The following is a 26,051-nucleotide window of genomic DNA, read 5'->3' on the forward strand; positions in this document are numbered from 1 at the left end:
TCCTGTTTGAGTATTTGCGAAGTCTGGGTTGTCAGGCATTACTGCCCGCAACACTTTTTAAATTTTTTACCTGAACCACAAGGGCAGGGATCGTTACGACCAAACTGTGGGTGCGTTCCGTCAATATAATACCATTGCCCGCTTTCCTTTAAGAACCGGGAACGTTCGATAATGGCACCGGGCTTATTGCGTTCGATAAAGCGGGCAACGAAGCTGACATAACCTTCATCAGCATCACTTCCCGTTGACGATTCATAGACGGTAAGGCCGAGCCATTGGGTATTAGCAAACCCGGCTTCAATATCCTGTCTGAAATCGGCAGCGTGGCAGGATGGGTGCCAGGTTTTAATCAGGTAGTCTGCGTCTTTGATCACAAAAGCAGTATACCGTGAACGCATGAGGTGTGACGGGTCTGGTGCAACCTGATCGCCAGACAGATATCGCTGACAACATAGGCTATACTCCAGAGCGCTACCACAAGGGCAGAGTTGAGACACGATTCTCTTCCTGGAACAAAAAATAAGGGCGTTAAACGCTTCGGGTAGCACCATGTTAACTGAGCAGTTGCGTTGATGCTATGTCAGGAATCCAGGGGACGTAAAACAGGGCTAATGAGAAAGGTTAAAATTGGACTGGCGCTGGGCTCAGGTGCAGCCCGGGGATGGTCGCACATCGGCGTGATAAATGCCTTAAAGCAGATGGGCATTGACGTTGATATTGTTGCAGGGTGTTCAATCGGATCGCTTGTGGGGTCCGCATACGCGTGCGGAAAGCTTCCGGAACTTGAAACCTGGGTACGCTCCTTCAGTTACTGGGACGTATTGCGCCTGATGGATCTCTCGTGGCAGCGCGGTGGGTTGCTGCGCGGTGAACGGGTCTTTAACCAGTTCCGTCAGATTATGCCTCTCGATGACTTCAGTCATTGTCAGTTACCCTTCGGTGCCGTTGCGACGAACCTCAGTACCGGCCGCGAACTCTGGCTTACCGAAGGGGATATCCATCTTGCCGTTCGCGCGTCCTGCAGCATGCCGGGCTTAATGGCCCCTGTTCCGCACAACGGTTACTGGCTTGTCGACGGAGGCGTTGTTAACCCGGTCCCCATTTCCCTGACCCGCGCTATGGGTGCCGATATTGTTATTGCTGTGGATTTACAGCACGACGCTCATCTGATGCAACAAGACCTGATGCCAGTCAATCTTCAGAGTGAAGATGCCGAGGGCGAAAAACTGGCCTGGCATGAGCGTCTGCGCGGACGTCTCGGGCGCATGGCCGCCCGGCGTGCGGTAACTGCACCCACGGCGATTGAAATTATGACGACCTCAATCCAGGTCCTGGAGAACCGCCTCAAGCGCAACCGCATGGCTGGCGACCCGCCGGATATTCTGCTTCAGCCGTATTGTCCGCAAATTTCTACCCTTGATTTCCATCGGGCTGAGGCCGCCATCGCAGCGGGCTCGTTAGCCGTCGAAAAGAAAATAGATGAGTTGCTGCCTTTTGTGCGAACAGCACGTTAAGCACCTTTTTTTGACTACTTCAGCAAAATCTGACAGGCGACAGTGCCGATAGCATGCCACTATGTAGTTACTGTCAGCCAGGGGAGGAACCATGACGAAGCCATTGGCCGGAAAACACATTTTGATTGTTGAAGACGAGCCCGTTTTCCGATCGCTACTGGATTCGTGGTTATCATCACTGGGGGCAAACACTTCACTGGCTGACGATGGCATCGACGCGCTGGAAAAAATGGTCAATATCACGCCTGATCTGATGATTTGTGACCTTGAGATGCCACGGATGAATGGACTGAAGCTGGTCGAACATCTGCGCAATGAAGCCAACCAGATGCCGATACTGGTGATTTCCGCTACAGAGAACATGGCGGATATAGCCAAAGCCTTGCGTCTGGGGGTTCAGGATATTCTGCTTAAACCGGTTAAAGATCTTAACCGACTTCGTGAAACCGTCTTAGCCTGTCTTTATCCCAATATGTTTAATTCCCGGGTTGAGGAAGAGGAACGCCTTTTCCAGGACTGGGATGCCTTAGTGAGTAACCCCTCTGCGGCGGCGAAACTGTTGCAAGAACTTCAACCGCCGGTACAGCAAAATATTTCTCACTGTCGTGTGAATTATCGCCAGTTGGTGGCCGCTGACCAGCCAGGGCTGGTGCTCGATATTGCGCCATTATCGGATTCGGACCTTGCATTTTATTGTCTTGATGTCACCCGGGCAGGGGATAATGGTGTATTAGCCGCGTTATTACTTCGTGCGCTATTTAACGGGTTGCTGCAGGAACAACTCTCCCATCAGGGGCAGCGGCTTCCCGAGTTAGGCAGTTTACTCAAACAGGTAAACCAGCTTTTCCGTCAGGCCAATTTACCCGGACAGTTTCCGCTGTTGGTAGGTTATTACCACAGCGGTTTGAAAAATCTTATCCTCGTTTCCGCGGGGCTTAATGCCTCGCTGAATACCGGGGAACATCATATTCAGGTCAGTAACGGTGTCCCGCTTGGAACATTGGGTACGGCTTATCTTAATCAAATTAGCCATCGCTGTTCCTCCTGGCAGTGCCAAATTTGGGGTGCCGGGGGACGGCTACGCTTAATGTTGTCCACGGAATAAGCAGTTGGATCTTAATTTTAAGATTGCTTTACCTGTGATTTATGGGGAGTGCTACTATCGCAGCCCGGAATCATGCGTATTTGTCCTAATTGATCGGCAACGCGTTCTTTTCAGACCCGGACTGCGGGATGAGGCTGATATACTTAACGCGTTATTTATTGCATAAAAGTTCAAAACTTGAACAGCTCAGGAGAATTTGAATGGCTGCCCTAAATTCGAAAGTCAGAAAGGCCGTCATCCCGGTAGCGGGATTGGGGACCAGGATGTTACCAGCAACTAAGGCGATTCCTAAAGAGATGCTGCCTCTGGTTGATAAGCCATTAATTCAGTATGTCGTTAACGAATGTATCGCGGCCGGCATTACTGAAATTGTGCTGGTTACACATTCATCAAAAAACTCTATCGAAAACCATTTCGATACAAGTTTTGAACTCGAAGCCATGCTGGAAAAACGTGTTAAGCGCCAGCTGCTGGAAGAAGTTCAGTCTATTTGCCCGCCACACGTCACCATTATGCAGGTGCGTCAGGGTCTGGCTAAAGGTCTTGGCCACGCAGTCATGTGTGCGCATCCCGTTGTAGGTGATGAGCCTGTTGCGGTGATCCTGCCTGACGTTATTCTGGACGAATATGAATCAGATCTTTCTCAGGACAATCTGGCTGAGATGATCAAACGCTTCGATGAAACAGGCAGCAGCCAGATCATGGTTGAACCTGTGGATGACGTTACCGCATACGGTGTTGTTGACTGCAAAGGCGTTAACCTTGAACCGGGTGAGAGCGTGCCGATGATTGGCGTGGTTGAGAAGCCTAAAGCCGACGTAGCGCCTTCTAATCTGGCGGTTGTAGGTCGTTATGTCCTGAGTGCTGAAATCTGGCCTCTGCTGGCGAAAACGCCTCCAGGAGCGGGTGATGAAATCCAGCTTACCGATGCCATTGATATGCTGATCGAGAAAGAGACCGTTGAAGCTTACCATATGAAAGGTAAGAGCCATGACTGCGGTAATAAGCTCGGTTATATGCAGGCGTTTGTAGAATATGGCATTCGCCACAATACGCTCGGTGAAGAATTTAAAGCCTGGCTCAAAGAGAGCGCGGGTATTAAGAAATAACTCAGGCTTCATTTGATCTGAACCGGTGAGGCTCTGCCCACCGGTTTTTTTATGCCCATAACACACCGACATCACGTCCGATTGTAAGGCAAGCTAAATAGCCAAATAACGCTTTATGACAGAGTGTAAGGGGATGTTTGCGGTAAATTGCGGGTAAAAAAAATCCCGCATTACGCGGGATTTTTCTGGAAGCGAGATGATTAATCCTTGATCAGGAAGTCATCCAGCTGTTTACCTTGCTCGTCCATTGCTTTCTTGATAACAGCAGGAGTACGACCCTGGCCGGTCCAGGTTTTAGTTTCGCCGTTCTCGTCAACATAGCTATATTTAGCAGGACGAGCAGCGCGTTTTGCTTTGGTACCGGTTTTAGCTGCAGCCATGCTGTTCAGCAATTCATTTGGATCGATACCATCAGCAATCAGCATTTCACGATATTGCTGCAGTTTACGAGTACGCTCTTCGATTTCAGCAGCAGCAGCGCTTTCTTCTTCGCGACGTTCATTAACTACAACTTCTAATTTTTCCAGCATTTCTTCAAGCGTTTCGAGGGTACATTCTCTTGCCTGCGCACGAAGAGTACGGATGTTGTTCAGAATTTTAAGTGCTTCGCTCATTGTAGTAATCTCAAACTTATAATGGGGGGTGGTTTGTTGTCCTAATAATAGAGCGATAAATTCAGTTGTGCAATAGCTGGGAATGTAAGGAATTCAAAAAATAGTGAATATTGCCGCTATTATTAATTACGCTAACTTAAATTTCATAACCCGCCAGTCTCGCTTGTTATCACGTAAAGTGGCTTAACGCAGTCGATTGCATCTTTTTTTTGTGACATTTGCCTCAGGAATTATAGTTGCGGCGGATAAATATCAGCCTTTTGTATTAGTTTACACCGGGTATGTTAAGGCAGAAATAGTTAATAAATAGTGAATTTTAATGAACGATGATTCCACTATAAAATGAAGTGTTATGTTTGGCTGACCCTATAACATATTGGCTGGGCTGGATGCGTTTACTTCATGTTTTAACGCATTATTTTTGCAAAATGCCGGCGGTAAACCTCGCGCTGAACCGCATAGTCTGTGCGTCGTATCGCTGATAACCAGACAAAATATGGTACAATGAATCATCGGTAATATTACACATTGATTAGGGTTTTACGGCCAATGGCACAACTTTATTTCTACTATTCGGCAATGAATGCCGGGAAATCGACAGCGCTACTGCAATCCTCATACAATTACCAGGAACGTGGGATGCGTACCGTTGCTTATACGGCTGAAATTGACGACCGCTTTGGTGCAGGGAAGGTGAGTTCCAGAATAGGCCTCTCATCGCCTGCAAGGCTGTTTAACCCGCAAACCGACCTGCTGGAGGATATCCGCGCAGCGCATGCTTCACAGCCTATCCATTGTGTTCTGGTTGATGAAAGCCAGTTTCTGACGCGTGAGCAAGTTCATGCGCTTTCAGAGGTTGTCGATGAGCTTGATATTCCCGTTCTGTGCTATGGACTGCGCACTGACTTTCGCGGTGAGCTATTTGCCGGCAGCCAGTATTTACTTGCGTGGTCGGATAAACTCGTTGAACTTAAAACCATCTGTTTTTGCGGCCGTAAAGCCAGCATGGTGCTTCGCCTCGACCAGGCCGGAAAACCCTATGCTGATGGCGAGCAGGTGGTGATAGGTGGCAATGAGCGCTACGTATCAGTGTGCCGTAAGCATTATAAGGAAGCGTTGATTGTCGGCTCACTGACGGCGCTTCAGCCTGACAACCGCAAATAATCCTTCACAGTAAAATGCAGACATAAAAAAACCCGCCAGAGGCGGGTTTTTTATCAGGCTGTCAGTTATGCGTTTTTCTTCGCTTTCTTGTCAGCTTTAATGACAGGTGCGTCGGCTTTCACAGCAACAGTGTCATTTTCTTTGAACTCGCGGCCGTAGAAGGTATCCAGCAGGATCTGTTTCAGCTCAGAGATCAGCGGGTAGCGCGGGTTAGCACCGGTACACTGGTCATCGAATGCATCTTCAGACAGCTTATCAACATGCGCGAGGAAGTCAGCTTCCTGAACGCCCGCTTCACGGATAGATTTAGGAATACCCAGCTCAGCTTTAAGACTTTCCAGCCATGCCAGCAGTTTCTCAATCTTCGCCGCAGTACGGTCGCCCGGTGCGCTGAGACCCAGGTGGTCTGCGATTTCAGCGTAACGACGACGTGCCTGTGGGCGGTCGTACTGGCTGAAAGCAGTCTGCTTGGTTGGGTTGTCGTTCGCGTTATAACGGATAACGTTGCTGATCAACAGGGCGTTCGCCAGACCGTGAGGAATGTGGAACTGTGAACCCAGTTTGTGTGCCATTGAGTGGCAAACACCCAGGAAGGCGTTAGCAAACGCGATACCGGCGATGGTTGCTGCACTGTGAACACGTTCACGGGCAACCGGGTTTTTAGACCCTTCATTATAAGACGCTGGCAGGTTTTCTTTCAGCAGTTTCAGAGCCTGCAGAGCCTGGCCGTCAGAGAACTCAGAAGCCAGGACGGAAACGTAAGCTTCCAGGGCGTGAGTCACTGCATCCAGACCACCGAACGCACAGAGTGATTTCGGCATTTCCATGACCAGGTTGGCATCAACGATAGCCATGTCTGGCGTCAGCGCGTAGTCAGCCAGTGGGTATTTCTGACCGGTTGCATCGTCGGTTACAACGGCAAACGGCGTGACTTCTGAACCTGTACCGGAAGTGGTGGTAACGGCGATCATTTTCGCTTTTACGCCCATTTTCGGGAACTTGTAGATACGTTTACGGATGTCCATAAAGCGCAGCGCCAGTTCTTCGAAGTGTGTTTCTGGGTGCTCGTACATAACCCACATGATTTTCGCGGCGTCCATTGGGGAACCACCACCCAGTGCGATGATCACATCGGGTTTGAAGGAGTTCGCCAGTTCAGCACCTTTACGCACTACGGTCAGGGTTGGGTCAGCTTCAACTTCAAAGAACACTTCAGTTTCAACGCCAGCCGCTTTCAGAACAGAAGTGATCTGATCTGCGTAGCCGTTGTTGAACAGGAAACGGTCAGTCACGATGAGCGCACGTTTGTGGCCATCAGTAATCACTTCATCCAGCGCGATTGGCAGAGAGCCACGGCGGAAGTAGATAGATTTCGGAAGTTTGTGCCACAACATGTTTTCAGCTCGCTTAGCAACGGTTTTCTTGTTGATCAGGTGTTTTGGACCAACGTTTTCAGAGATGGAGTTACCACCCCAGGAACCACAACCCAGAGTCAGGGAAGGTGCGAGTTTGAAGTTGTACAGGTCACCGATACCACCCTGAGAAGCCGGGGTGTTAATCAGGATGCGCGCAGTTTTCATCATCTGACCGAAGTGAGCAACGCGCTCTGGCTGGTTATCCTGGTCGGTGTACAGGCAAGAGGTATGACCGATACCCCCCATTGCAACCAGTTTCTCCGCTTTTACTACCGCGTCTTCGAAATCTTTCGCACGGTACATAGCAAGCGTAGGAGAGAGTTTTTCGTGAGCGAACGGTTCGCTTTCGTCGACAACTTTAACTTCGCCGATCAGAATCTTGGTGGTTGCCGGAACGGTAAAGCCGGCGAGTTCAGCGATTTTATAGGCTGGCTGACCAACGATGGCGGCGTTCAGCGCGCCGTTTTTCAGAATGATATCCTGAACGGCTTTCAGCTCTTTGCCCTGCAGTATGTAGCCGCCGTGGCTGGCGAAACGTTCGCGAACTGCATCATAGACGGAGTCTACAACAACAACTGACTGTTCAGACGCACAGATAACACCGTTGTCGAAGGTTTTAGACATCAGTACAGATGCAACAGCACGTTTGATATCGGCCGTTTCGTCGATAACAACAGGCGTGTTACCCGCACCTACACCGATAGCCGGTTTACCGGAGCTGTATGCTGCTTTAACCATGCCAGGACCACCGGTTGCCAGGATCAGGTTAATGTCCGGGTGGTGCATCAGGGCGTTAGACAGTTCAACAGACGGTTGGTCGATCCAGCCGATCAGATCTTTTGGCGCACCCGCAGCGATAGCAGCCTGCAGCACGATATCCGCTGCTTTGTTGGTGGCATCTTTAGCACGTGGGTGAGGGGAGAAGATGATTGCGTTACGGGTCTTCAGACTGATCAGCGATTTGAAGATGGCAGTAGACGTTGGGTTAGTCGTTGGAACGATACCGCAAATAATACCGATAGGTTCAGCAATGGTGATGGTACCGAAGGTATGATCTTCAGCCAGGACGCCGCAAGTCTTCTCATCTTTATAGGCGTTATAGATATACTCTGAAGCAAAGTGGTTTTTGATCACTTTATCTTCAACGATACCCATGCCGGATTCAGCAACGGCCATTTTAGCGAGAGGGATTCGAGCATCTGCAGCAGCCAGAGCGGCCGCGCGGAAGATTTTATCAACCTGTTCTTGGGTGAAATTGGCGTATTCACGCTGGGCTTTTTTCACGCGCTCGACGAGTGCGTTCAGTTCAGCGATATTAGTAACAGCCATAATGCTCTCCTGATAATGTTTAAACTCTTTTAGTAAACCAGCGCTCGATACGTCTGACAGTATAGACAGAGCCACTACGACTTGCGTTAGATAAAGTAAAACAAAGAGTTACTTTATGCTCTGGCGCGCTAACTTACTAAAAGAGCCTTACCTTAACATCATCCCTTTGTGACAGGTGACCTTCCTGGGGGGCGTAATCAAGATTACTCACTTCTGAGTACGAAAATCATGATCTGCGTCAATTTTTCCCCAAGCTGATACCTTTCAGCAGGGTTATTTATTGTAGATATTTCCAGTGTTAAATAATTAAGTAACTATTGGAAGTGATGCTATCACTGATTCTACATCTGTTTAACATCCTGAAAGGATAACGTTTAGGCACAGATTTCTGGTGAAGTATGCTCATAAAAAGCGTATCTTCAGCGCGATTTTTCATGACAAAGTGTCAGTCCCGGGCATGTGCATAAGCGGAGCAAAACGTGATCCAAACGCTCTTTGATTTTCCAACGTATTTTAAATTTTTTATTGGTCTGTTTGCCCTGGTCAACCCGGTAGGGATCATCCCTGTCTTCATTAGTATGACCAGTTACCAGACGGCGGCGGCCAGGAACAAAACCAACCTCACCGCTAACCTGTCAGTGGCCATTATCTTGCTCACCTCGCTTTTCCTGGGTGATGCCATTCTCCAGCTGTTCGGCATTTCAATTGATTCTTTCCGCATCGCGGGTGGCATCCTGGTGGTGACCATTGCCATGTCGATGATCAGCGGTAAGCTGGGTGAGGATAAGCAGAACAAACAGGAGAAATCAGAAACCGCCATTCGCGAAAGTATCGGCGTGGTCCCGCTTGCGTTGCCTTTAATGGCAGGGCCTGGTGCGATCAGTTCCACCATTGTCTGGGGGACACGTTACCATAGCCTGATGCACCTGATTGGCTTTTCTGTCGCCATCGCTATCTTCGCACTGTGTTGTTGGGGTGTTTTCCGCATGGCACCCTGGCTGGTGCGCTGGCTGGGGCAAACGGGCATCAACGTCATTACGCGTATCATGGGGCTGTTGTTGATGGCGTTAGGCATCGAATTTATTGTCACCGGTATTAAAAGCATTTTCCCCGGCTTACTGCACTAATATTTCAAATGAAAGAACGGGGCCTGCGGCTCCGTTTTTTTACGTGATTATCAGCAAATCATATAACTAAAGTTGAAATGCTCACATATCATAATAAATTCTACTAATAATCCGCTTTTCTTATATTTCAATAAGTTATCAATTTACCTCGTGCCTCTCTGCGCATAAAACCTTCAATCGATCTGTTATTTTACTCACATGATACTCTGGGGCTTGCTGAGCCATAACCGAAATGATATTAGTAATTTCAACGTTCCCCTAGAGGAATGTGCTAAATAATAATCAGTTGTTAAATTTTTGTACAAAACCACTCGATGATAGCGCAGCGACGCGCTTGTAGAGAATGTTTTCTCTATCATATTGAATACCAATGTTTTTATGCGGTATTTGATGTCAGGCAGGGCTGCCCCCCGAGATACGGTACTCACCGTAAAAGAGAATTGCTTAACAAATTTGCAAAATGTATTGGCGCGCGTTTACGCCATTTGATACTTTCCGGCCTAATATTTTGCAGCATAAAACAAGCAGATGAGAATTATTTTCATATAGTCCTCTTCTCAGATATCCAGCGCAGGCCTCAGACAGGGGAGACCTGTGAAGAATCGACGCAAGACGGCCATACGAGCGGTCAGTAATAAAAAAGTCGGTGATAGCAAGAAGTAAAAAGAAGAACCTGGCAGCAGCAAAAAAAACTCCTGCGCTGTACAGGCCCCAACAGGGGATTACACAGCTGGCGAAGGCCAGTAATTATAATGAGTGGAGTACCAACACAATGTCCATCATCACAAAAAAAAATCTGGTAGCGGCGGGGATTTTAACTGCGCTAATCGCGGGCAACGCTGCAATGGCTGCGGACGTTCCTGCAGGCGTTCAACTGGCTGAGAAACAGACGCTGGTTCGTAACAACGGTGCGGAAGTGCAGTCTCTTGACCCGCACAAAATTGAAGGTGTTCCGGAGTCTAACGTCAACCGCGACCTGTTCGAAGGCTTGCTGGTGACCGACGTAGACGGCCACCCGGCACCGGGTGTGGCGGAAAAATGGGAAAATAAAGATTTCAAAGTCTGGACCTTCCATCTGCGTAAAGATGCGAAATGGTCCGACGGTACGCCGGTTACCGCCGAAGATTTCGTGTATAGCTGGCAGCGTCTGGCGAATCCAACCACCGCCTCTCCGTATGCGAGCTACCTGCAATATGGCCACATCGCCAATATTGATGACATCATCGCCGGTAAAAAACCGGTCACCGACCTGGGTGTGAAAGCGATTGATGCCAATACCTTTGAAGTGACGTTGAGCGAGCCTGTTCCGTACTTCTACAAATTACTGGTTCACCCGTCCGTTTCCCCGGTACCAAAATCCGCGGTGGAAAAATTTGGTGAAAAATGGACCCAGCCTGCCAATATCGTGACCAACGGCGCATATAAACTGAAAGACTGGGTGGTCAACGAACGTATGGTTCTGGAGCGTAACCCGCAGTACTGGGATAACGCGAAAACCGTCATTAATCAGGTAACCTACCTGCCAATCTCTTCTGAAGTCACTGACGTTAACCGTTACCGCAGCGGCGAAATCGACATGACCTATAACAACATGCCGATTGAACTGTTCCAGAAGCTGAAAAAAGAGATCCCGAAAGAAGTGCATGTTGATCCGTATCTCTGCACTTACTACTACGAAATCAACAACCAGAAAGCACCATTCACTGATGTGCGCGTGCGTACAGCGCTGAAGCTGGCACTGGATCGCGATATTATCGTGAACAAAGTGAAAAACCAGGGCGACCTGCCGGCATACAGCTATACCCCTCCTTATACCGACGGTATGAAACTGGTTGAGCCTGAGTGGTTCAAGTGGTCACAGGAAAAACGTAACGAAGAAGCGAAAAAACTGCTGGCTGAAGCCGGTTATACTGCTGACAAGCCGCTGACGTTTAACCTGCTGTACAACACGTCTGACCTGCATAAAAAACTGGCTATCGCCGTCGCGTCTATCTGGAAGAAAAACCTGGGCGTGAACGTGAAGCTGGAAAACCAGGAATGGAAAACCTTCCTGGATACCCGCCATCAGGGGACGTTCGACGTGGCGCGTGCCGGCTGGTGTGCGGACTATAACGAACCAACATCCTTCCTGAACACCATGCTGAGTGACAGTTCGAATAACACCGCGCACTATAAGAGCCCGGCATTCGATAAGATCATTACTGATACGCTGAAAGTCACAGACGATGCGCAGCGCGCTGATCTGTACGCGAAATCAGAAGAGCAGCTCGATAAAGACTCTGCAATTGTACCGGTCTATTACTACGTTAACGCCCGCCTGGTGAAACCGTGGGTAGGGGGTTATACCGGTAAAGACCCGTTGGATAATATTTCCGTTAAGAATCTTTATATTATCAAGCATTAATGGCAATACGTGGGGCAGGCCTGGCTTGCCCCACTGTGTCTACTTTGTAACATTCATCAGGCACACGCCAGAAGGTACGGGCAATGTTGAAATTTATCCTGCGTCGCTGCTTAGAAGCGATACCAACGTTATTTATTCTAATTACGATTTCCTTCTTTATGATGCGTCTCGCGCCGGGAAGTCCATTTACCGGTGAACGTACGCTGCCACCGGAAGTGATGGCCAATATCGAAGCGAAGTATCACTTAAACGATCCTATCTCCACGCAGTACTTCAACTATCTGAAGCAACTGGCGCACGGTGATTTTGGGCCGTCATTCAAATACAAAGACTATTCCGTTAATGACCTGGTGGCGTCCAGCTTCCCTGTATCGGCGAAACTGGGTGCTGCGGCATTCATCCTTGCCGTCGTTCTCGGCGTCACCGCGGGCGTTATTGCCGCGCTCAAACAAAACACCAAATGGGATTATACCGTAATGGGGGTGGCGATGACCGGGGTGGTTATACCCAGCTTCGTTGTCGCGCCATTACTGGTGATGATATTTGCCATTACGCTGAAATGGCTGCCCGGAGGCGGCTGGAACGGTGGGGCGCTGAAGTTCATGATTTTGCCAATGGTGGCTCTCTCCCTGGCTTATATCGCCAGTATCGCGCGTATCACCCGCGGTTCCATGATTGAAGTCCTGCACTCGAACTTCATCCGTACCGCGCGTGCGAAAGGGCTGCCGATGCGCCGGATTATATTCCGCCATGCACTCAAGCCTGCGCTCCTGCCCGTGCTCTCCTACCTGGGGCCGGCATTCGTTGGGATCATCACCGGCTCAATGGTTATCGAAACCATTTACGGTCTGCCGGGCATTGGTCAACTGTTCGTTAATGGCGCGCTGAACCGCGACTATTCACTGGTACTGAGCCTGACAATCCTTGTCGGCGCACTGACCATTTTGTTTAACGCTATCGTCGATGTGCTGTATGCCGTTATCGACCCGAAAATCCGTTACTGATACTGGAGCACGCCATGATGTTGAGTAAGAAAAACAGCGAGGCGCTGGAAAACTTCAGTGAAAAACTGGAAGTAGAAGGTCGTAGCCTCTGGCAAGACGCCCGTCGTCGCTTTATGCATAACCGCGCCGCGGTCGCCAGCCTGGTTGTTCTGGTGCTCATCGCGCTGTTTGTCACCCTGGCGCCGATTCTGTCGCAATTTACCTATTTCGACACCGACTGGGGCATGATGTCCAGCGCACCCGATATGACGTCCGGGCACTATTTTGGTACGGATTCCTCAGGGCGCGACCTGCTGGTGCGTGTCGCTATCGGTGGCCGCATTTCGCTGATGGTCGGTATTGCTGCCGCCCTGGTGGCGGTGATCGTGGGTACGCTTTACGGCTCACTCTCAGGCTACCTTGGCGGTAAAGTGGACTCCGTCATGATGCGTATGCTGGAAATCTTAAACTCCTTCCCGTTCATGTTCTTCGTTATCCTGCTGGTGACCTTCTTTGGCCAGAATATCCTGTTGATCTTCGTGGCAATCGGGATGGTGTCCTGGCTGGATATGGCGCGAATCGTTCGTGGTCAGACGCTGAGTCTTAAGCGTAAAGAGTTTATCGAAGCGGCGCAGGTGGGCGGTGTCTCCACCGGTAATATTGTGGTTCGCCATATCGTTCCTAACGTGCTCGGCGTGGTGGTGGTATATGCCTCACTGCTGGTACCAAGCATGATCCTGTTTGAATCTTTCCTGAGCTTCCTGGGGCTGGGTACACAAGAGCCACTGAGCAGCTGGGGCGCGCTTCTGAGTGATGGTGCAAACTCAATGGAAGTCTCACCGTGGTTGCTTCTGTACCCGGCGGGCTTCCTGGTCGTCACCCTGTTTTGTTTCAACTTTATCGGCGATGGCCTGCGTGATGCCCTCGACCCGAAAGACCGTTAAGGAGCGCCGTCATGACGATTATTGAAACGGCCACTGCGCCACAGGCGCAACAGCAGGGTAACCTTCTGCTGGACGTAAAAGACCTCCGCGTGACCTTTAAAACGCCGGATGGCGATGTGACCGCCGTGAACGATCTCAACTTCAACCTGCGTGCGGGTGAAACGCTGGGGATCGTGGGCGAGTCGGGTTCCGGTAAATCCCAAACCGCCTTTGCGTTGATGGGGCTGCTGGCGTCTAACGGTGTCATTGGCGGTTCCGCCAAATTCAACGGGCGTGAGATCCTCAACCTGCCGGAATACGAGCTGAACAAGCTGCGCGCTGAGCAGATTTCGATGATATTCCAGGACCCGATGACCTCGCTGAACCCGTATATGCGTGTCGGAGAGCAGCTGATGGAAGTGCTGATGCTGCACAAAGGCCTGGGCAAAGCGGAAGCCTTTGAGGAGTCCGTCAAAATGCTCGACGCGGTAAAAATGCCGGAAGCGCGCAAGCGTATGCGCATGTTCCCGCATGAGTTCTCCGGCGGTATGCGTCAGCGTGTCATGATTGCGATGGCGCTGATGTGCCGGCCAAAACTGCTGATTGCCGATGAACCGACCACCGCGCTTGATGTGACCGTCCAGGCACAGATCATGACGCTGCTGAACGAGCTTAAGCGTGAGTTCAACACCGCGATTATCATGATCACTCACGATCTGGGCGTCGTGGCCGGTATCTGTGACAAGGTACTGGTGATGTATGCCGGTCGCACTATGGAATATGGTAAGGCGCGCGACGTGTTCTACCAGCCTGCACACCCTTACTCCATTGGTCTGCTGAATGCGGTGCCGCGCCTCGATGCAGAAGGGGAATCCCTGCTGACCATTCCTGGCAACCCGCCAAACCTGCTGCGTCTGCCGAAAGGCTGTCCGTTCCAGCCACGCTGCCCGCACGCGATGGAAATCTGCAATACCGCGCCGCCGCTGGAAGAGTTTGCACCAGGCCGTCTGCGCGCCTGCTTTAAGCCGCAGGAGGATCTGGTATGAACGCATTAGATGAAAAAAGAAATGTCCTGCTCGAAATTGCTGACCTTAAGGTGCATTTCGACATTAAAGACGGAAAACAGTGGTTCTGGCAGCCGCCGAAAACCCTGAAAGCGGTCGATGGCGTAACGCTTCGTCTGTATGAAGGGGAAACCCTGGGGGTGGTGGGTGAGTCCGGTTGCGGTAAATCCACGTTTGCGCGTGCCATCATAGGCCTCGTGAAAGCCACCGACGGCAAAGTTGCCTGGCTGGGTAAAGATCTGCTGGGCATGAAGCCAGACGAGTGGCGCGATGTGCGTAGCGACATCCAGATGATTTTCCAGGATCCGCTGGCCTCATTGAACCCGCGTATGACCATCGGGGAGATCATTGCTGAGCCACTGCGGACCTATCATCCAAAGATGCCGCGTCAGGAAGTACGCGACCGTGTGAAGGCAATGATGATGAAAGTGGGCTTGTTGCCTAACCTCGTCAACCGTTACCCGCACGAATTCTCCGGTGGTCAGTGCCAGCGTATCGGTATCGCCCGCGCCTTGATCCTTGAGCCGAAGCTGATTATCTGTGACGAGCCCGTCTCGGCGCTGGACGTCTCTATTCAGGCGCAGGTGGTTAACCTGCTGCAGAAACTGCAGCGTGAAATGGGGCTGTCGCTGATCTTCATTGCGCATGACCTCGCGGTGGTGAAACACATTTCTGACCGCGTACTGGTGATGTATCTTGGCCATGCGGTGGAATTAGGGACTTACGATGAGGTGTACCATAACCCACTGCACCCCTATACCCGGGCACTGATGTCTGCGGTACCGATTCCCGATCCGGATCTGGAAAAAAATAAAACCATCCAGCTTCTGGAAGGTGAATTACCGTCCCCGATTAACCCGCCGTCCGGTTGTGTATTCCGTACGCGATGCCCGATGGCCGGGCCGGAATGTGCAAAAACACGTCCGGTTCTGGAGGGCAGTTTCCGACATGCGGTTTCCTGCCTGAAAGTAGACCCGTTATAATCGCAAGGGCTGACATGATGTCAGCCCTTATTATTTGCGAGGTTAATGTGTCGCGATTATTCACCTCCGTCCGTCGGCGGCTCTATCATCTTTTATTCGATCCTGAAACGGTAACCGGAAGGCGTTTTGAAGCCCTCTGCGCGCTGTTTGCGCTGCTCAGCGTGGTGATCATTTTTATCGAATCGGGCGTTGGAACGCAGTATCACCTGACGCTGGAAGAATGGCATCTTTTTGTCTGGCTGGAGCTGGTCATTACGCTGGTCTTTACCGCTGAATATTTCCTGCGGGTATTCTGTTGGCCTGACCCGGCCAAATATGTCTTCAGCTTCTGGGGATTTATTGATTTAGCCACGATCCTGCCGCTCTATGTCATGTGGCTATGGCCAGAAATCAGTCTGAGCTATGTTTTTGCCTGGCGAGCGATGCGCGTTATTCGGGTGTTACGCATTCTTAAACTGCTGCGGTTTATGCCGTCATTGCGGATATTTTGGAGTGCCATCGTCAGCGCGCGGCATCAGCTGATCCTGTTCTACTCATTTATTGCCATCGTCATGGTGATATTCGGCGCGTTGATGTATTTGATAGAAGGGCCGAAGAATGGCTTCTCAACGCTGAATGCTTCTGTCTATTGGGCGATTGTGACCGTTACGACCGTTGGCTATGGTGATATAGCCCCTCATACTCCGCTGGGACGGATTGTCGCCTCGGTACTGATTCTGATTGGTTATTCGGTGATTGCGGTCCCGACAGGGCTCATTACTACGCACATGAGCAGCGCCTTTCAGAACCGTAAGGCGCAACGAAAATGCCCGAAATGTCACCAGGGTGAACATGAACACAGCGCGCGGTTTTGTAATCAGTGCGGAAGTGAGTTACCGGATTAAATAAAAAAGGCTGCAATCGCAGCCTTTTTTATTATTCGCGCCAGAGAATATGACACAGCTTGTGGTCTTTCTCGCGACACAGCAGGACGCGGGCGAAGATGTCGTTAATTTCACCGCCATCTTCATCGGCCAGGCCAATCACCACTTCGGCAAAGAAGTCAGGATTAAGGTCGAAATCCACATGTTCAGCCCAGTCTTCAGAAGGGGCGAACAACTCGGCGCCCCCGCGCTCTTCAAACTGGAGATTAAAGAGGATCACGTCTGCGGGATCGAGGTTATCAACCGCCAGTTCGAGAAAAATGTCATAGGCCTGTTCGAGCGTTTCGTCTTCGGTCAGGCGATTGTTCAGATCCATTTCCATGATGACTACCTGTTTAACATCGTTGGGCACGTTTTACAGCAACGGACTAAAGAAGTAAAACAGTCGTTCGGTAATTCTCTGCCACAGCGGGCGTTTAACCCACAGTCTGGCATCCAGCAGTCGCGAGCGGGAGATATAATCATCCTGGACCGCGGCCAGATCGCCGCCAAAGCCGGCATCATCGATCACCAGTGTGATTTCAAAGTTCAGCCACAGACTGCGCATATCCAGGTTAACCGTACCCACCAGACTTAACTCACCGTCGACAAGCACGCTCTTGGTGTGGAGTAATCCGCCTTCAAACTGGTAGATTTTCACCCCCGCAGCCAGCAGTTCACTGAAGAATGCCCGGCTGGCCCAGCCCACCAGAAGCGAGTCATTTTTGCGTGGCAAGATGATACTCACATCGACACCGCGCTGTGCCGCGGTACAGATGGCGTGCAGCAGGTCATCGCTGGGAACAAAGTAGGGGGTGGTCATGATCAAATATTCACGCGCTGCGTAAGTGGCCGTCAGCAACGCCTGATGGATCAAGTCCTCCGGGAAGCCCGGTCCGGAAGCGATAGTATGGATGGTGTGCCCGCTGGCCTCTTCAAACGGCATGATATTGCCATCCGGTGGCGGCGGCAGGATACGTTTCCCGGTTTCTATCTCCCAGTCGCAGGAATAAACGATACCCATCGAGGTGGCAATGGGCCCCTCCATTCTCGCCATCAGGTCTACCCATTGCCCGACACCCGAGTCCTGCTTGAAGAACCGCGGGTCAACCATGTTCATGCTGCCGGTATAGGCAATATAGTTGTCGATCATGATCATTTTACGGTGCTGGCGAAGGTCCATCCGGCGCAGAAACACACGCAAGAGATTGACCTTCAGCGCCTCAACCACTTCAATACCGGCATTACGCATCATGCCCGCCCAGGGGCTACGGAAGAAGGCGACGCTGCCAGCGGAATCCAGCAACAGTCGGCAATGAATGCCCCGACGCGCAGCGGCCATCAGCGATTCAGCAACCTGATCGGCCATGCCGCCAGGCTGCCAGATATAGAACACCATCTCGATATTATGGCGAGCCAGTTGAATATCGCGGATGAGGGCCTGCATGACGTCATCCGAGGAGGTCAGCAACTGGAGCTGGTTGCCCTTAACGCCGCCAATACCCTGACGGAGTTCGCACAGCTTAAACAGCGAGGAGGCAACACTGCTGTTCTCCTCGGCAAAGATATGTTTGCAGGCTTTGAGATCGTGGAGCCATTTGGCGGTTGAAGGCCACATGGCGCGGGCACGCTCGGCACGGCGTTTACCCAGATGTAGCTCACCGAAAGAGAGATAGGCAATAATCCCCACCAGCGGCAGGATGTAGATTATCAGCAGCCAGGCCATGGCAGAGGGTACGGCTCTGCGCTTCATCAGGATGCGCAAAGTCACACCCGCGATTAACAGCCAGTATCCCAGAATGACCAGCCAACTCACCACGGTGTAGAAGGTTGTCATAGGTAAAAAAATCCTTTTGAAAGCGTATTGTTATGAGTGTACGCATCAGGAATCATCTGGCAAATAAAAACGCCAGTTAAAAGCGCTGGTTTGCTGCGGGGTTGGGTTTATAATGGGGTTTCTGTTAGAGAAAGAGTTGTAAACATGAAGCGCAGTAGAACAGAAGTAGGGCGCTGGCGCATGTTGCGACAGGTGAGTCGTCGCAAGGCTCGTTGGCTGGAAGCACAATCCCGCCGCAATATGCGTATACACGCCATCAGAAAATGTGGAATGACCAGACACCGTAACGCGTTGCTGTTCGCTACACAGGTTATCTGAGAACCATCAGGGCACCGTTAAGGTGCCCACTGATTTTCAGGCTATCATTTTTCGCAGTCTCTCCCCCGATTCATTCCGCGATATACTCCGCCCTCTTAATCTTATGCATTTCAAAGATGAATCCTTATCTCTGGGTATTTATTGTGCTGCTTGCGCTGGATGCGATCAGGGAAAACGCAGGATTATCGTCATTATCCGCGTTGATTAATTTACTGCTCAGCGGGATATCGCACTGGATAAACTAAAAAGGAAAAGAGATGAACGGAAAAGTGGTTGCTGCCCTTCTTGGGATTGCCGTGTTGAGCGGTTGTGTCAGCAGTAAAACGTCACCGGAAAGGCATGCTTATTATTTCGTGTCGCATAAAACCAATTTTACTGGCGGCAATTTTACGTCAAGTGTATCGCAAAATTATCGTCTGAATGTTCCTCAGTTCCGTGAGCTGTATGAGCAGGGGAAAACCGATCGCGCTGCAGGACGCACACTGTCTGAGGCAAACCAGTACGCCCAAAGCATTCGCGATCAACTGAAGAATCAGGCGAAAACGGAGCATGCTTTCGACGGTAATACCGCGGATAAATGGACGTCTCAAATGGAAGAGAAGGACGCCGTTTTATTTGGTAACGAACTGGCTACGACTTATCTTGATGGCTATAACGGCGTACAATAGCGTCTGATTTTGGGGATATCGTATTTGCAGCGATATTCCCGTCGTTTTTTAGCAAAAGGAGTGAGAGGTGTTTGCGGAGTTTGGTGTACTTAATTTCTGGACCTATGTTGTAGGGGCATTTTTTATCGTGCTGGTGCCTGGACCGAACACATTGTTTGTACTGAAAACCGGTATTGGGCACGGTGTTAAAAAAGGGTATCTCGCCGCCACTGGCGTATTTATCGGCGATGCAGTGCTGATGTTTCTTGCCTGGGCGGGCGTCGCAGCATTAATCCAGACGACCCCGGTTCTGTTTAATATTGTGCGCTACCTCGGTGCTTTCTATCTCCTGTGGCTCGGCGGCAAAATGCTCTGGTCAGTCATCACCCGTCAGAAGAATAGCCATGAGAGCGGAACCGAGCCTGCGAGCATGATCATGAAACGCTCGCTGGTGCTGAGCCTGACGAATCCAAAGGCTATTTTGTTCTATGTCTCGTTCTTTGTGCAGTTCATCGATGTGAATGCGAAAAACACGGGCACGTCTTTCCTGATCCTCGCGACCACGCTGGAGCTGATTAGCTTTATGTATATGAGCTTCCTGATCTTCTCTGGTGCGTTTGTCACGCGTTATCTGAAAACCAAAAAGAAACTGGCAAAGCTAGGGAACGGGCTGATTGGGCTGCTGTTTGTCGGATTTGCGGCGCGCTTAGCGTCACTGCACTGAAGAGATGAGTGGCTCCTTTCGGAGCCACTTTTGTATCAAAACACTTTCTTGTACGGGCGAACCGTCACCTTCGCATAGACACCTGCGGCAACGTACGGGTCTGCATCAGCCCAGGCCTGAGCCGCTTCCAGGGATTCAAACTCGGCAATCACCGTGGAGCCCGCGAAACCGGCAGCGCCAGGGTCATTGCTGTCTACCGCAGGCATTGGACCCGCGGTCAGTAATCGACCTTCATCCTGGAGCAGTTGTAAACGCGCCAGATGGGCAGGGCGAACGGACTGGCGTTTTTCGAGGGAATCAGCGACATCTTCAGAGTAAATCACGTAAAGCACGGTGAAGCTCCTTAACCATTAAAAGTGTCAGTAACGTTATGTGAAAGGGCAACTGACTGCAATGTAAAGATAAAAACAATGTTAAAACCCTGATCTGAATGCGCCTTTTTTGGCCTCTCTTGCGCTTAAATTGCGCCAGGACAAAGTGTCTTATTGAATATGATTGCTATTTGCATTTAAAATCAGTGTTCGGTTTTTTAACGTTGATGATTATGACTTCGATGACCCTTGATTTACCTCGCCGCTTTCCCTGGCCGACGCTGCTTTCTGTCGTTATTCACGGTGCTGTCGTGGCGGGTTTGCTTTATACCTCGGTTCATCAGGTTGTTGAAATGCCAGCGCCCGCACAGCCTATTTCTGTGACGATGGTATCGCCAGCGGATCTCGAACCGCCGCAGGTTGCGCCTCCGCCGCCACAGCCCGTCGCCGAACCGGAACCCGAACCTGAACCGGTGCCGGAACCGCCAAAAGAAGCTCCGGTGGTGATCCACAAACCCGAGCCGAAGCCGAAACCTAAGCCGAAGCCAAAACCGGTGAAGAAGGTAGAAGAACGTCCAAAACGCGAAACGCGTCCGGTTGAACCCCGCGCCACGCAGACGGTAGAAAACGCAGCACCTTCGCGTCCGGTGATGAATAACACCACGACGACAGCCAAACCGACAGTCACCGCACCCGCGGGACCGCGTGCGGTCAGCCGTAATCAGCCGCAGTATCCGGCTCGTGCTCAGGCATTACGTATTGAGGGCCGTGTACGGGTGAAATTCGATGTTACGCCGGAAGGGCGTGTTGAGAACGTGGAAATACTGTCCGCGCAGCCGTCTAATATGTTCGAGAGAGAAGTGAAAACGGCGATGCGCAGATGGCGTTATGAAGCCGGTAAACCGGGCAACGGACTGATCGTGAATATTGTCTTCCGCCTGAATGGCGGGGCACAGATGGAATAAAAAAAAGCCTCCGCAAGGAGGCTTTTTTTTAGCGGGCAATCAGGCCTGAGGAAGCGGTCGGGGTTTACCTTCGTTGTCCACGGCCACATAAATAAACAGCGCTTCTGTCGCTTTATAACGCTGTCCAATGGGTTCGGACGAGACCTTTTTCACCCACACTTCGATGTTAATGGAGATGGAGGTATTGCCACGTTTTACGCAACGCGCGTAACAGCAAACCACATCACCCACTGCAACCGGGCGCAGGAAGGTCATGCCATCCACTCTCACCGTCACTACCCGGCCATGTGCAATCTCTTTTGCCAGAATAGCGCCTCCCATATCCATTTGCGACATCAGCCAGCCGCCAAAAATATCGCCATTGGCATTGGTGTCAGCGGGCATTGCCAGTGTGCGTAAAACCAGTTCGCCCTGAGGGGCGTTATTTGTTGTCATTGTTTTAACTCGTAACTGAAGACTTCAGGCGGGATGCTACTATGATTTCAGGCTGGAGAGAATAGACCAGAACGCCTGCTGCACACGTTCTGGTCGGTGAACGATCAGTGCTGGTCGTCCTGTGGCATGTGGCGATAGATATAAACGCCACTTAACAGCGTGAAGATGAGCGTCAGAGCCGTCAGGCCAAAGACCTTGAAGTTGACCCAGATATTCTGCGGCAGCCAGAAAGCAATATAGATATTGGCAAGACCACAGAGAATAAAGAAGATCGCCCAGGCGATATTCAGTCGGGACCACACTTCCTGAGGCAGCGTCAGCTCTTTGCCCAGCATGCGCTGGATCAGCGGCTTCTTCATCACCCACTGGCTAATCAGTAACGCACCCGCAAACAGAGCGTAAATCACCGTGACTTTCCATTTGATGAATTCATCGTTGTGGAAGAACAGGGTGAGTCCACCAAACACCGCGACCAGGACGAAGGTCACCAGCGCCATTTTTTCAACTTTACGGTAGCGAACCCAGCTGTAGATCAGCACAACCGCTGTGGCCACGATCAGTGCAGTCGTGGCGGCATAAATGTCATACAGCTTGTAGAAAGCGAAAAAGACCACGAGCGGTAAAAAATCAAGAAACTGCTTCATTCTGTGATTCCATCTTCTGTGTAGGGCCGGGCTGACGTTCCCGGCCACAGGATTACTGACGAATTAACATATACAGGCGGAACAGATAGACCAGCAGTACCGCTGAAATGAGGTTGCTCAGCGTATTTGCCACCACCGCGCCCACATTTGGCGTGAGTACCGCAAAATTCGGGGCAAACAGCAGCAGGAGCGTTTTCGCCAACAGCCAGCCGATAACAGCCGGTGCCACCAGGCGTATATTTGCCCAGGCGAGCCGGATGCTGCTGCGCATCGCGGTAAAGATCCCCAGTTTATCCTGCACGACCATTACCGGCGCGAAGGAGAGCAGGATAGCCAGTAATACACCCGGCACGACGACCAGCATAATCCCCATCTGCACCAGCATGGTGGTTAAAAAGATGAGGATAAACAGCTTCGGTAATACCGGCGCGCTGGCACCAATCGCCCGCAGGGCGCTGACGCGCTGACCGGCGGAAACCAGCTGAATCATCAGCAGAACGCCACCTGCCAGAATCGCATTGCCGATAAGACCAGAGAATGTCGAAGCAGCGGAAGCCCGCAGCAGGATTTGTTGCTGCTCCGGCGTCATGTTTTGTACCAGTTCAAACAACCCCACGCTATCTGCAAGGTTGTCGCCCTGGCTCAGGCTGGCAATCTGTTCGTCACTTGGCGAGAACGCATGGCCAAGCACCACTGTAATGAAGGCGCATAGCAACGCGATCAGTAAAAAGGTTAAGAACTGATTGCGGAAAAAGTTTCCCGTGTCACGGTAGACAGACTTCGCCGTGATAGACATGCACTCTCCTTGAGTATTGCAGGTGTTAATTAGCCGGCAATTGTACACCGGATAACACTGTCGTGGCAGCATCAAGGCTTGTATGGAAAAGCATATCTTTGTAAAGCGGCGGTAATCCAAAGCGCGCACGGGCACGATTACAGGCTTCATTGACCTGCCCATCCTCACCTGACATGGAAAACTCCCGGCACGGGCTGGGGCGGTGCTCGTAGATAGAGCACCGGGTGGACACCCCAGGTTCACCTTGAAGCGCAGCGCATCGGCACGGTTTTTGGTTGGTGCCGCTCATGCAGCGCAGAAAAGGCGTTAACGGTTCAGTGAGATGAACCGGAACGGTACCGCCGCCATCGCTGGCTTCGGCCCAGTAGAAAGAGACTCGAAAATACGCACAACAGGCTCCGCACGTCATGCACGGGTTAACATCACTCATGGCACACCTGCAAAAGAAGAACGCATCAAATCAACTTGTGAGAGCGCTAAATTATCCAGCCGCGAGAGGAAGAGCAAGAGGGTGAAAAGAGAAAATTTTGTAACGCCGAAATGCCAGAAATTGACCTGACGACAACTTATCGCTTTACGGTGTGTCACCAAAAATTAACCCAGATCAATGAATGTTAACTTACTGGTTTTAATGTGATCTGTAGCAGATCACTTATTACTCATTTGTGAGTATATTCTCCTCCGCGACTAAAACCACAACGATGGAGCGGATATGAAAAAATTAGCGGTGGCAGCCCTTGTATTAAGCAGTCTCTCTGGCGGCGCGTATGCGCATGAAGCAGGTGAATTCTTTATTCGTGCCGGTTCGGCAACGGTGCGTCCAACAGAAGGCTCTGATAGCGTACTGGGTATGGGCGGTTTTAACGTCAGCAACAATACCCAGCTCGGTTTGACCTTTACGTATATGGCGACGGAGAACATTGGTGTTGAGCTTCTGGCAGCAACGCCATTCCGTCATCGCGTCGGTTTAGGGCCAACCGGGGATATCGCGACGGTGCACCATTTACCGCCAACACTGATGGCGCAGTGGTACTTTGGTGATGCTAACAGTAAGGTGCGTCCGTATATTGGCGCAGGGGTGAACTACACCACCTTCTTCGACGAGAAATTTAACGATACCGGTAAAGAAGCCGGGCTTACCGATCTCAGCCTGAAAGACTCGTGGGGTGTTGCGGGGCAGGTGGGGCTGGATTATCTGATTAACCGTGACTGGTTAATTAACGCCTCGGTCTGGTACATGGACATTGATACCGACGTTCGCTTTAAAGCGGGCGGTGAACAGCAAAGTATCAGCACTCGCCTCGATCCGTGGGTGTTTATGTTCTCCGCGGGTTATCGTTTCTGATTTATCCCCTGAGACTGGCCTGGTTATGGCCAGTCTTGCTTCGGGGGGCGATTAAGGTTGCCCCTCCATATTCCAGCGTGCTGTACTCATCTCATCAAATACATGCTGAACCGTAAACGGCGGAAATACTGCCCGTTTAGCCGCGTCAGTCAACGCCTGACCATAACCTATTCACACCATCCTTAAAGTCGAGGTGCAGATTGCATCGCTTACCGCTTCATGCGTGAGGATCGGTCAGTACGGCGTCCAGTGATTGCTCAATGGCGCAGGCCTGTGGCCCGTGGATATTGTTATCCGAGACTTTACCGGAATGCTTATAAGTACAGGCATCGGGGGCACGTTGTTTGTGACAGCGTTTAGGGGGAAGGGGAACACATCCGGCAAGCACAGCAGTAATACACACTGACGGAAGAATTTGATTCATGAGAAAGTCCATTTATGAAAGTTATTCCGCAAGCAGGCTATCGGGGTTGGGAGGAGATTAATGCCAGATACCGCAATATACTGTTCTCGAAAAGCGAGACGTTAAATTTTACAGGACATAATATTGAAAAGAATAATTATTGCGGCTGCGGTTACGCTCATTTCTGGCTGCCATCAACAGCCCATGCAACCTGAACCGGCGCAGAAACCGTGCAATGGAATAACGAATAAGCCTTTCCCTGCCATGCCCGTAAAGGCACAGGCGCTGGGCATTGAGGGTAACGTTGTTTTCTCTTTTTCTGTGGGCGACGATGGTCATCCACACGATATACGTATTGTCTCTGCACAGCCTGAAGGGGTGTTTGAACGCGAAACGCTGCGTGCCGTGCAAATATGGTGTTTATCACCGAATAAAAACCGTCAAACAGAAACGGTCACTTTCACAGTAAATAAGCCCCGATAGTCCGGGGCTTATCTTTCCTCGCAGGCACGCTAACGCACCACCAGCACCGGGCATTTTGCGTGGCGCACGACGACCGCAGCGTTAGAGCCTAACAGATAGGTCGAAATATCAGGTCGATGAGACGCAATAATTATCAGGTCTGCATTGATACTCTCAGCCAGTTTCAGGATCTGATCTTTAGGCGTGCCAGAAATGGCGTGGGTCTGAATGCGGTCGGCCGGTAAATTGAACTGCGTAACGATCTCATTCAATTTCGCCAGCGCCTCCTGCTGCATTTCTTCCAGTTTTGGCATCTCAACGGAATAGGCCAGACCAAGAGAGGAATAGTAGGGGAAAGAAGGAACGACAGTCAGAAAATGCACTTTGCCGTTACTGATTGCTGCGTTCGCCTGAACATAGGGAATCACCTGTTCGGTCAGGCGACGCTCTGAAATATCGACAGGAACGAGAATTGACGCAAACATGCCACACCTCCTGTTTGTTTTTTATCCACTTTAAGTGTAGTTC

General features: G+C 50.9%; 29 protein-coding genes. 17 read left to right on the forward strand and 12 right to left on the reverse strand.

Annotated elements, in window-relative coordinates; translation table 11 throughout:
- Nucleotides 1–38: 38 nt before the first annotated feature.
- Nucleotides 39–497 (reverse strand): YchJ family protein, encoded by a 459-nt coding sequence (locus tag BJ887_RS06000; RefSeq protein WP_121339571.1) that lies wholly within the window; start codon nt 495–497, stop codon nt 39–41.
- A 114-nt stretch (nt 498–611) separates the two neighbouring features.
- Between BJ887_RS06000 and rssA the strand changes: the two genes are divergently transcribed.
- The 3 genes from rssA to galU all read left to right on the forward strand — a co-directional run bounded on the left by rssA (nt 612) and on the right by galU (nt 3,728).
- Nucleotides 612–1,514, forward strand: a complete 903-nt coding sequence (gene rssA, locus BJ887_RS06005; RefSeq protein WP_032669742.1) for a patatin-like phospholipase RssA — start codon at nt 612–614, stop codon at nt 1,512–1,514.
- Between the two features lie 91 nt (nt 1,515–1,605).
- Entirely contained in the window at nt 1,606–2,619 is a 1,014-nt protein-coding gene (gene rssB / locus BJ887_RS06010) for a two-component system response regulator RssB (protein ID WP_121339573.1), read from the forward strand.
- Nucleotides 2,620–2,819: 200 nt separating this feature from the next.
- A complete protein-coding gene (gene galU, locus BJ887_RS06015) occupies nt 2,820–3,728 on the forward strand; it encodes a UTP--glucose-1-phosphate uridylyltransferase GalU (protein ID WP_014170452.1) in 909 nt (302 codons plus the stop codon).
- A 200-nt stretch (nt 3,729–3,928) separates the two neighbouring features.
- Here galU and hns read toward each other — a convergent pair whose 3' ends face one another.
- Entirely contained in the window at nt 3,929–4,342 is a 414-nt protein-coding gene (hns, locus tag BJ887_RS06020) for a histone-like nucleoid-structuring protein H-NS (RefSeq protein ID WP_008502781.1), read from the reverse strand.
- A 549-nt stretch (nt 4,343–4,891) separates the two neighbouring features.
- On the opposite strand from hns, the gene tdk reads away from it, so the two are divergent.
- Complete coding sequence (tdk, locus tag BJ887_RS06025; protein WP_121339575.1) at nt 4,892–5,506, forward strand: thymidine kinase; 615 nt, start codon at nt 4,892–4,894, stop codon at nt 5,504–5,506.
- Nucleotides 5,507–5,571: 65 nt separating this feature from the next.
- On the opposite strand, the gene adhE is transcribed toward tdk, so the two are convergent.
- Entirely contained in the window at nt 5,572–8,250 is a 2,679-nt protein-coding gene (adhE, locus tag BJ887_RS06030) for a bifunctional acetaldehyde-CoA/alcohol dehydrogenase (protein ID WP_121339577.1), read from the reverse strand.
- 479 nt (nt 8,251–8,729) lie between these two features.
- On the opposite strand from adhE, the gene BJ887_RS06035 reads away from it, so the two are divergent.
- The 7 genes from BJ887_RS06035 (at nt 8,730) to BJ887_RS06065 (ending at nt 16,618) form a co-directional block, all read left to right on the forward strand.
- Nucleotides 8,730–9,377 (forward strand): YchE family NAAT transporter, encoded by a 648-nt coding sequence (locus BJ887_RS06035; RefSeq protein WP_014170449.1) that lies wholly within the window; start codon nt 8,730–8,732, stop codon nt 9,375–9,377.
- A gap of 772 nt (nt 9,378–10,149) precedes the next feature.
- The gene (gene oppA / locus BJ887_RS06040) at nt 10,150–11,781 is read left to right on the forward strand and encodes an oligopeptide ABC transporter substrate-binding protein OppA (protein ID WP_020882381.1); all 1,632 of its coding nucleotides are present in this window, start codon (nt 10,150–10,152) and stop codon (nt 11,779–11,781) included.
- An 83-nt stretch (nt 11,782–11,864) separates the two neighbouring features.
- Nucleotides 11,865–12,785: an oligopeptide ABC transporter permease OppB gene (oppB, locus tag BJ887_RS06045; RefSeq protein WP_014170447.1), complete on the forward strand. Its 921-nt coding sequence runs from the start codon at nt 11,865–11,867 to the stop codon at nt 12,783–12,785.
- Nucleotides 12,786–12,799: 14 nt separating this feature from the next.
- Nucleotides 12,800–13,708 carry an oligopeptide ABC transporter permease OppC gene (gene oppC / locus BJ887_RS06050; RefSeq protein WP_014170446.1) on the forward strand — a complete coding sequence of 303 codons (909 nt, stop codon included), beginning with the start codon at nt 12,800–12,802 and terminating at the stop codon, nt 13,706–13,708.
- A gap of 11 nt (nt 13,709–13,719) precedes the next feature.
- The gene (locus tag BJ887_RS06055) at nt 13,720–14,733 is read left to right on the forward strand and encodes an ABC transporter ATP-binding protein (protein WP_014170445.1); all 1,014 of its coding nucleotides are present in this window, start codon (nt 13,720–13,722) and stop codon (nt 14,731–14,733) included.
- Entirely contained in the window at nt 14,730–15,734 is a 1,005-nt protein-coding gene (gene oppF, locus BJ887_RS06060; protein ID WP_014170444.1) for a murein tripeptide/oligopeptide ABC transporter ATP-binding protein OppF, read from the forward strand. Before BJ887_RS06055 ends, oppF begins: the two co-directional genes overlap by 4 nt.
- A 14-nt stretch (nt 15,735–15,748) precedes the next feature.
- Nucleotides 15,749–16,618 carry an ion transporter gene (locus tag BJ887_RS06065; RefSeq protein ID WP_032678336.1) on the forward strand — a complete coding sequence of 290 codons (870 nt, stop codon included), beginning with the start codon at nt 15,749–15,751 and terminating at the stop codon, nt 16,616–16,618.
- A 31-nt stretch (nt 16,619–16,649) separates the two neighbouring features.
- Here the strand turns inward: BJ887_RS06065 and BJ887_RS06070 are convergent, their stop codons facing one another.
- Together BJ887_RS06070 and cls are read right to left on the reverse strand one after the other, a co-directional pair.
- Nucleotides 16,650–16,979: an HI1450 family dsDNA-mimic protein gene (locus tag BJ887_RS06070; protein WP_121339579.1), complete on the reverse strand. Its 330-nt coding sequence runs from the start codon at nt 16,977–16,979 to the stop codon at nt 16,650–16,652.
- A 33-nt stretch (nt 16,980–17,012) separates the two neighbouring features.
- Nucleotides 17,013–18,473 carry a cardiolipin synthase gene (gene cls / locus BJ887_RS06075; RefSeq protein WP_025203931.1) on the reverse strand — a complete coding sequence of 487 codons (1,461 nt, stop codon included), beginning with the start codon at nt 18,471–18,473 and terminating at the stop codon, nt 17,013–17,015.
- 144 nt (nt 18,474–18,617) lie between these two features.
- On the opposite strand from cls, the gene BJ887_RS23095 reads away from it, so the two are divergent.
- From BJ887_RS23095 to leuE, 3 genes are all read left to right on the forward strand, one after another.
- Nucleotides 18,618–18,791 carry a YciY family protein gene (locus BJ887_RS23095; protein ID WP_086463573.1) on the forward strand — a complete coding sequence of 58 codons (174 nt, stop codon included), beginning with the start codon at nt 18,618–18,620 and terminating at the stop codon, nt 18,789–18,791.
- A 257-nt stretch (nt 18,792–19,048) separates the two neighbouring features.
- Nucleotides 19,049–19,459 carry an Exc2 family lipoprotein gene (locus tag BJ887_RS06080; protein ID WP_121339581.1) on the forward strand — a complete coding sequence of 137 codons (411 nt, stop codon included), beginning with the start codon at nt 19,049–19,051 and terminating at the stop codon, nt 19,457–19,459.
- Nucleotides 19,460–19,526: 67 nt separating this feature from the next.
- The gene (gene leuE, locus BJ887_RS06085) at nt 19,527–20,162 is read left to right on the forward strand and encodes a leucine efflux protein LeuE (RefSeq protein WP_014170438.1); all 636 of its coding nucleotides are present in this window, start codon (nt 19,527–19,529) and stop codon (nt 20,160–20,162) included.
- 35 nt (nt 20,163–20,197) lie between these two features.
- On the opposite strand, the gene BJ887_RS06090 is transcribed toward leuE, so the two are convergent.
- Nucleotides 20,198–20,494 carry a YciI family protein gene (locus BJ887_RS06090; protein WP_014170437.1) on the reverse strand — a complete coding sequence of 99 codons (297 nt, stop codon included), beginning with the start codon at nt 20,492–20,494 and terminating at the stop codon, nt 20,198–20,200.
- Between the two features lie 221 nt (nt 20,495–20,715).
- Between BJ887_RS06090 and tonB the strand changes: the two genes are divergently transcribed.
- The gene (gene tonB / locus BJ887_RS06095; RefSeq protein ID WP_025203933.1) at nt 20,716–21,438 is read left to right on the forward strand and encodes a TonB system transport protein TonB; all 723 of its coding nucleotides are present in this window, start codon (nt 20,716–20,718) and stop codon (nt 21,436–21,438) included.
- 39 nt (nt 21,439–21,477) lie between these two features.
- Here the strand turns inward: tonB and yciA are convergent, their stop codons facing one another.
- From yciA to BJ887_RS06115, 4 genes are all read right to left on the reverse strand, one after another.
- On the reverse strand, nt 21,478–21,873 hold the full coding sequence (gene yciA, locus BJ887_RS06100) for an acyl-CoA thioester hydrolase YciA (protein ID WP_014170435.1): 396 nt from the start codon (nt 21,871–21,873) through the stop codon (nt 21,478–21,480).
- Nucleotides 21,874–21,977: 104 nt separating this feature from the next.
- Nucleotides 21,978–22,517 (reverse strand): septation protein A, encoded by a 540-nt coding sequence (locus tag BJ887_RS06105; protein ID WP_020882387.1) that lies wholly within the window; start codon nt 22,515–22,517, stop codon nt 21,978–21,980.
- Between the two features lie 52 nt (nt 22,518–22,569).
- Nucleotides 22,570–23,313, reverse strand: coding sequence for a YciC family protein (locus BJ887_RS06110; protein WP_121339582.1), 744 nt, complete (start codon nt 23,311–23,313; stop codon nt 22,570–22,572).
- Nucleotides 23,314–23,338: 25 nt separating this feature from the next.
- Nucleotides 23,339–23,743 carry a YkgJ family cysteine cluster protein gene (locus BJ887_RS06115; protein WP_032680849.1) on the reverse strand — a complete coding sequence of 135 codons (405 nt, stop codon included), beginning with the start codon at nt 23,741–23,743 and terminating at the stop codon, nt 23,339–23,341.
- Between the two features lie 282 nt (nt 23,744–24,025).
- Between BJ887_RS06115 and ompW the strand changes: the two genes are divergently transcribed.
- Entirely contained in the window at nt 24,026–24,658 is a 633-nt protein-coding gene (ompW, locus tag BJ887_RS06120; protein ID WP_014170432.1) for an outer membrane protein OmpW, read from the forward strand.
- A gap of 217 nt (nt 24,659–24,875) precedes the next feature.
- Here the strand turns inward: ompW and BJ887_RS23305 are convergent, their stop codons facing one another.
- The gene (locus BJ887_RS23305; RefSeq protein WP_320206080.1) at nt 24,876–25,082 is read right to left on the reverse strand and encodes a hypothetical protein; all 207 of its coding nucleotides are present in this window, start codon (nt 25,080–25,082) and stop codon (nt 24,876–24,878) included.
- A gap of 123 nt (nt 25,083–25,205) precedes the next feature.
- Between BJ887_RS23305 and BJ887_RS06130 the strand changes: the two genes are divergently transcribed.
- Nucleotides 25,206–25,544 (forward strand): energy transducer TonB, encoded by a 339-nt coding sequence (locus BJ887_RS06130; RefSeq protein WP_080975384.1) that lies wholly within the window; start codon nt 25,206–25,208, stop codon nt 25,542–25,544.
- A gap of 29 nt (nt 25,545–25,573) precedes the next feature.
- Here BJ887_RS06130 and uspF read toward each other — a convergent pair whose 3' ends face one another.
- Entirely contained in the window at nt 25,574–26,008 is a 435-nt protein-coding gene (uspF, locus tag BJ887_RS06135; RefSeq protein WP_014170429.1) for a universal stress protein UspF, read from the reverse strand.
- Nucleotides 26,009–26,051: the final 43 nt, after the last annotated feature.

This window comes from Enterobacter sp. WPR_3_1, assembly GCF_003635055.1.
GTDB lineage: Bacteria > Pseudomonadota > Gammaproteobacteria > Enterobacterales > Enterobacteriaceae > Enterobacter > Enterobacter ludwigii.

Coding starts and splice junctions, on each gene's coding strand:
- rssA (WP_032669742.1), top strand. CDS start 612: ATGAGAAAGGTTAAAATTGGACTGGCGCTGGGCTCAGGTGCAGCCCGG.
- rssB (WP_121339573.1), top strand. CDS start 1,606: ATGACGAAGCCATTGGCCGGAAAACACATTTTGATTGTTGAAGACGAG.
- galU (WP_014170452.1), top strand. CDS start 2,820: ATGGCTGCCCTAAATTCGAAAGTCAGAAAGGCCGTCATCCCGGTAGCG.
- hns (WP_008502781.1), bottom strand. CDS start 4,342: ATGAGCGAAGCACTTAAAATTCTGAACAACATCCGTACTCTTCGTGCG.
- tdk (WP_121339575.1), top strand. CDS start 4,892: ATGGCACAACTTTATTTCTACTATTCGGCAATGAATGCCGGGAAATCG.
- adhE (WP_121339577.1), bottom strand. CDS start 8,250: ATGGCTGTTACTAATATCGCTGAACTGAACGCACTCGTCGAGCGCGTG.
- oppA (WP_020882381.1), top strand. CDS start 10,150: ATGTCCATCATCACAAAAAAAAATCTGGTAGCGGCGGGGATTTTAACT.
- oppB (WP_014170447.1), top strand. CDS start 11,865: ATGTTGAAATTTATCCTGCGTCGCTGCTTAGAAGCGATACCAACGTTA.
- oppC (WP_014170446.1), top strand. CDS start 12,800: ATGATGTTGAGTAAGAAAAACAGCGAGGCGCTGGAAAACTTCAGTGAA.
- BJ887_RS06055 (WP_014170445.1), top strand. CDS start 13,720: ATGACGATTATTGAAACGGCCACTGCGCCACAGGCGCAACAGCAGGGT.
- oppF (WP_014170444.1), top strand. CDS start 14,730: ATGAACGCATTAGATGAAAAAAGAAATGTCCTGCTCGAAATTGCTGAC.
- BJ887_RS06065 (WP_032678336.1), top strand. CDS start 15,749: ATGATGTCAGCCCTTATTATTTGCGAGGTTAATGTGTCGCGATTATTC.
- BJ887_RS06070 (WP_121339579.1), bottom strand. CDS start 16,979: ATGGAAATGGATCTGAACAATCGCCTGACCGAAGACGAAACGCTCGAA.
- cls (WP_025203931.1), bottom strand. CDS start 18,473: ATGACAACCTTCTACACCGTGGTGAGTTGGCTGGTCATTCTGGGATAC.
- BJ887_RS23095 (WP_086463573.1), top strand. CDS start 18,618: ATGAAGCGCAGTAGAACAGAAGTAGGGCGCTGGCGCATGTTGCGACAG.
- BJ887_RS06080 (WP_121339581.1), top strand. CDS start 19,049: ATGAACGGAAAAGTGGTTGCTGCCCTTCTTGGGATTGCCGTGTTGAGC.
- tonB (WP_025203933.1), top strand. CDS start 20,716: ATGACCCTTGATTTACCTCGCCGCTTTCCCTGGCCGACGCTGCTTTCT.
- yciA (WP_014170435.1), bottom strand. CDS start 21,873: ATGACAACAAATAACGCCCCTCAGGGCGAACTGGTTTTACGCACACTG.
- BJ887_RS06105 (WP_020882387.1), bottom strand. CDS start 22,517: ATGAAGCAGTTTCTTGATTTTTTACCGCTCGTGGTCTTTTTCGCTTTC.
- BJ887_RS06110 (WP_121339582.1), bottom strand. CDS start 23,313: ATGTCTATCACGGCGAAGTCTGTCTACCGTGACACGGGAAACTTTTTC.
- BJ887_RS06115 (WP_032680849.1), bottom strand. CDS start 23,743: ATGAGTGATGTTAACCCGTGCATGACGTGCGGAGCCTGTTGTGCGTAT.
- ompW (WP_014170432.1), top strand. CDS start 24,026: ATGAAAAAATTAGCGGTGGCAGCCCTTGTATTAAGCAGTCTCTCTGGC.
- BJ887_RS23305 (WP_320206080.1), bottom strand. CDS start 25,082: ATGAATCAAATTCTTCCGTCAGTGTGTATTACTGCTGTGCTTGCCGGA.
- uspF (WP_014170429.1), bottom strand. CDS start 26,008: ATGTTTGCGTCAATTCTCGTTCCTGTCGATATTTCAGAGCGTCGCCTG.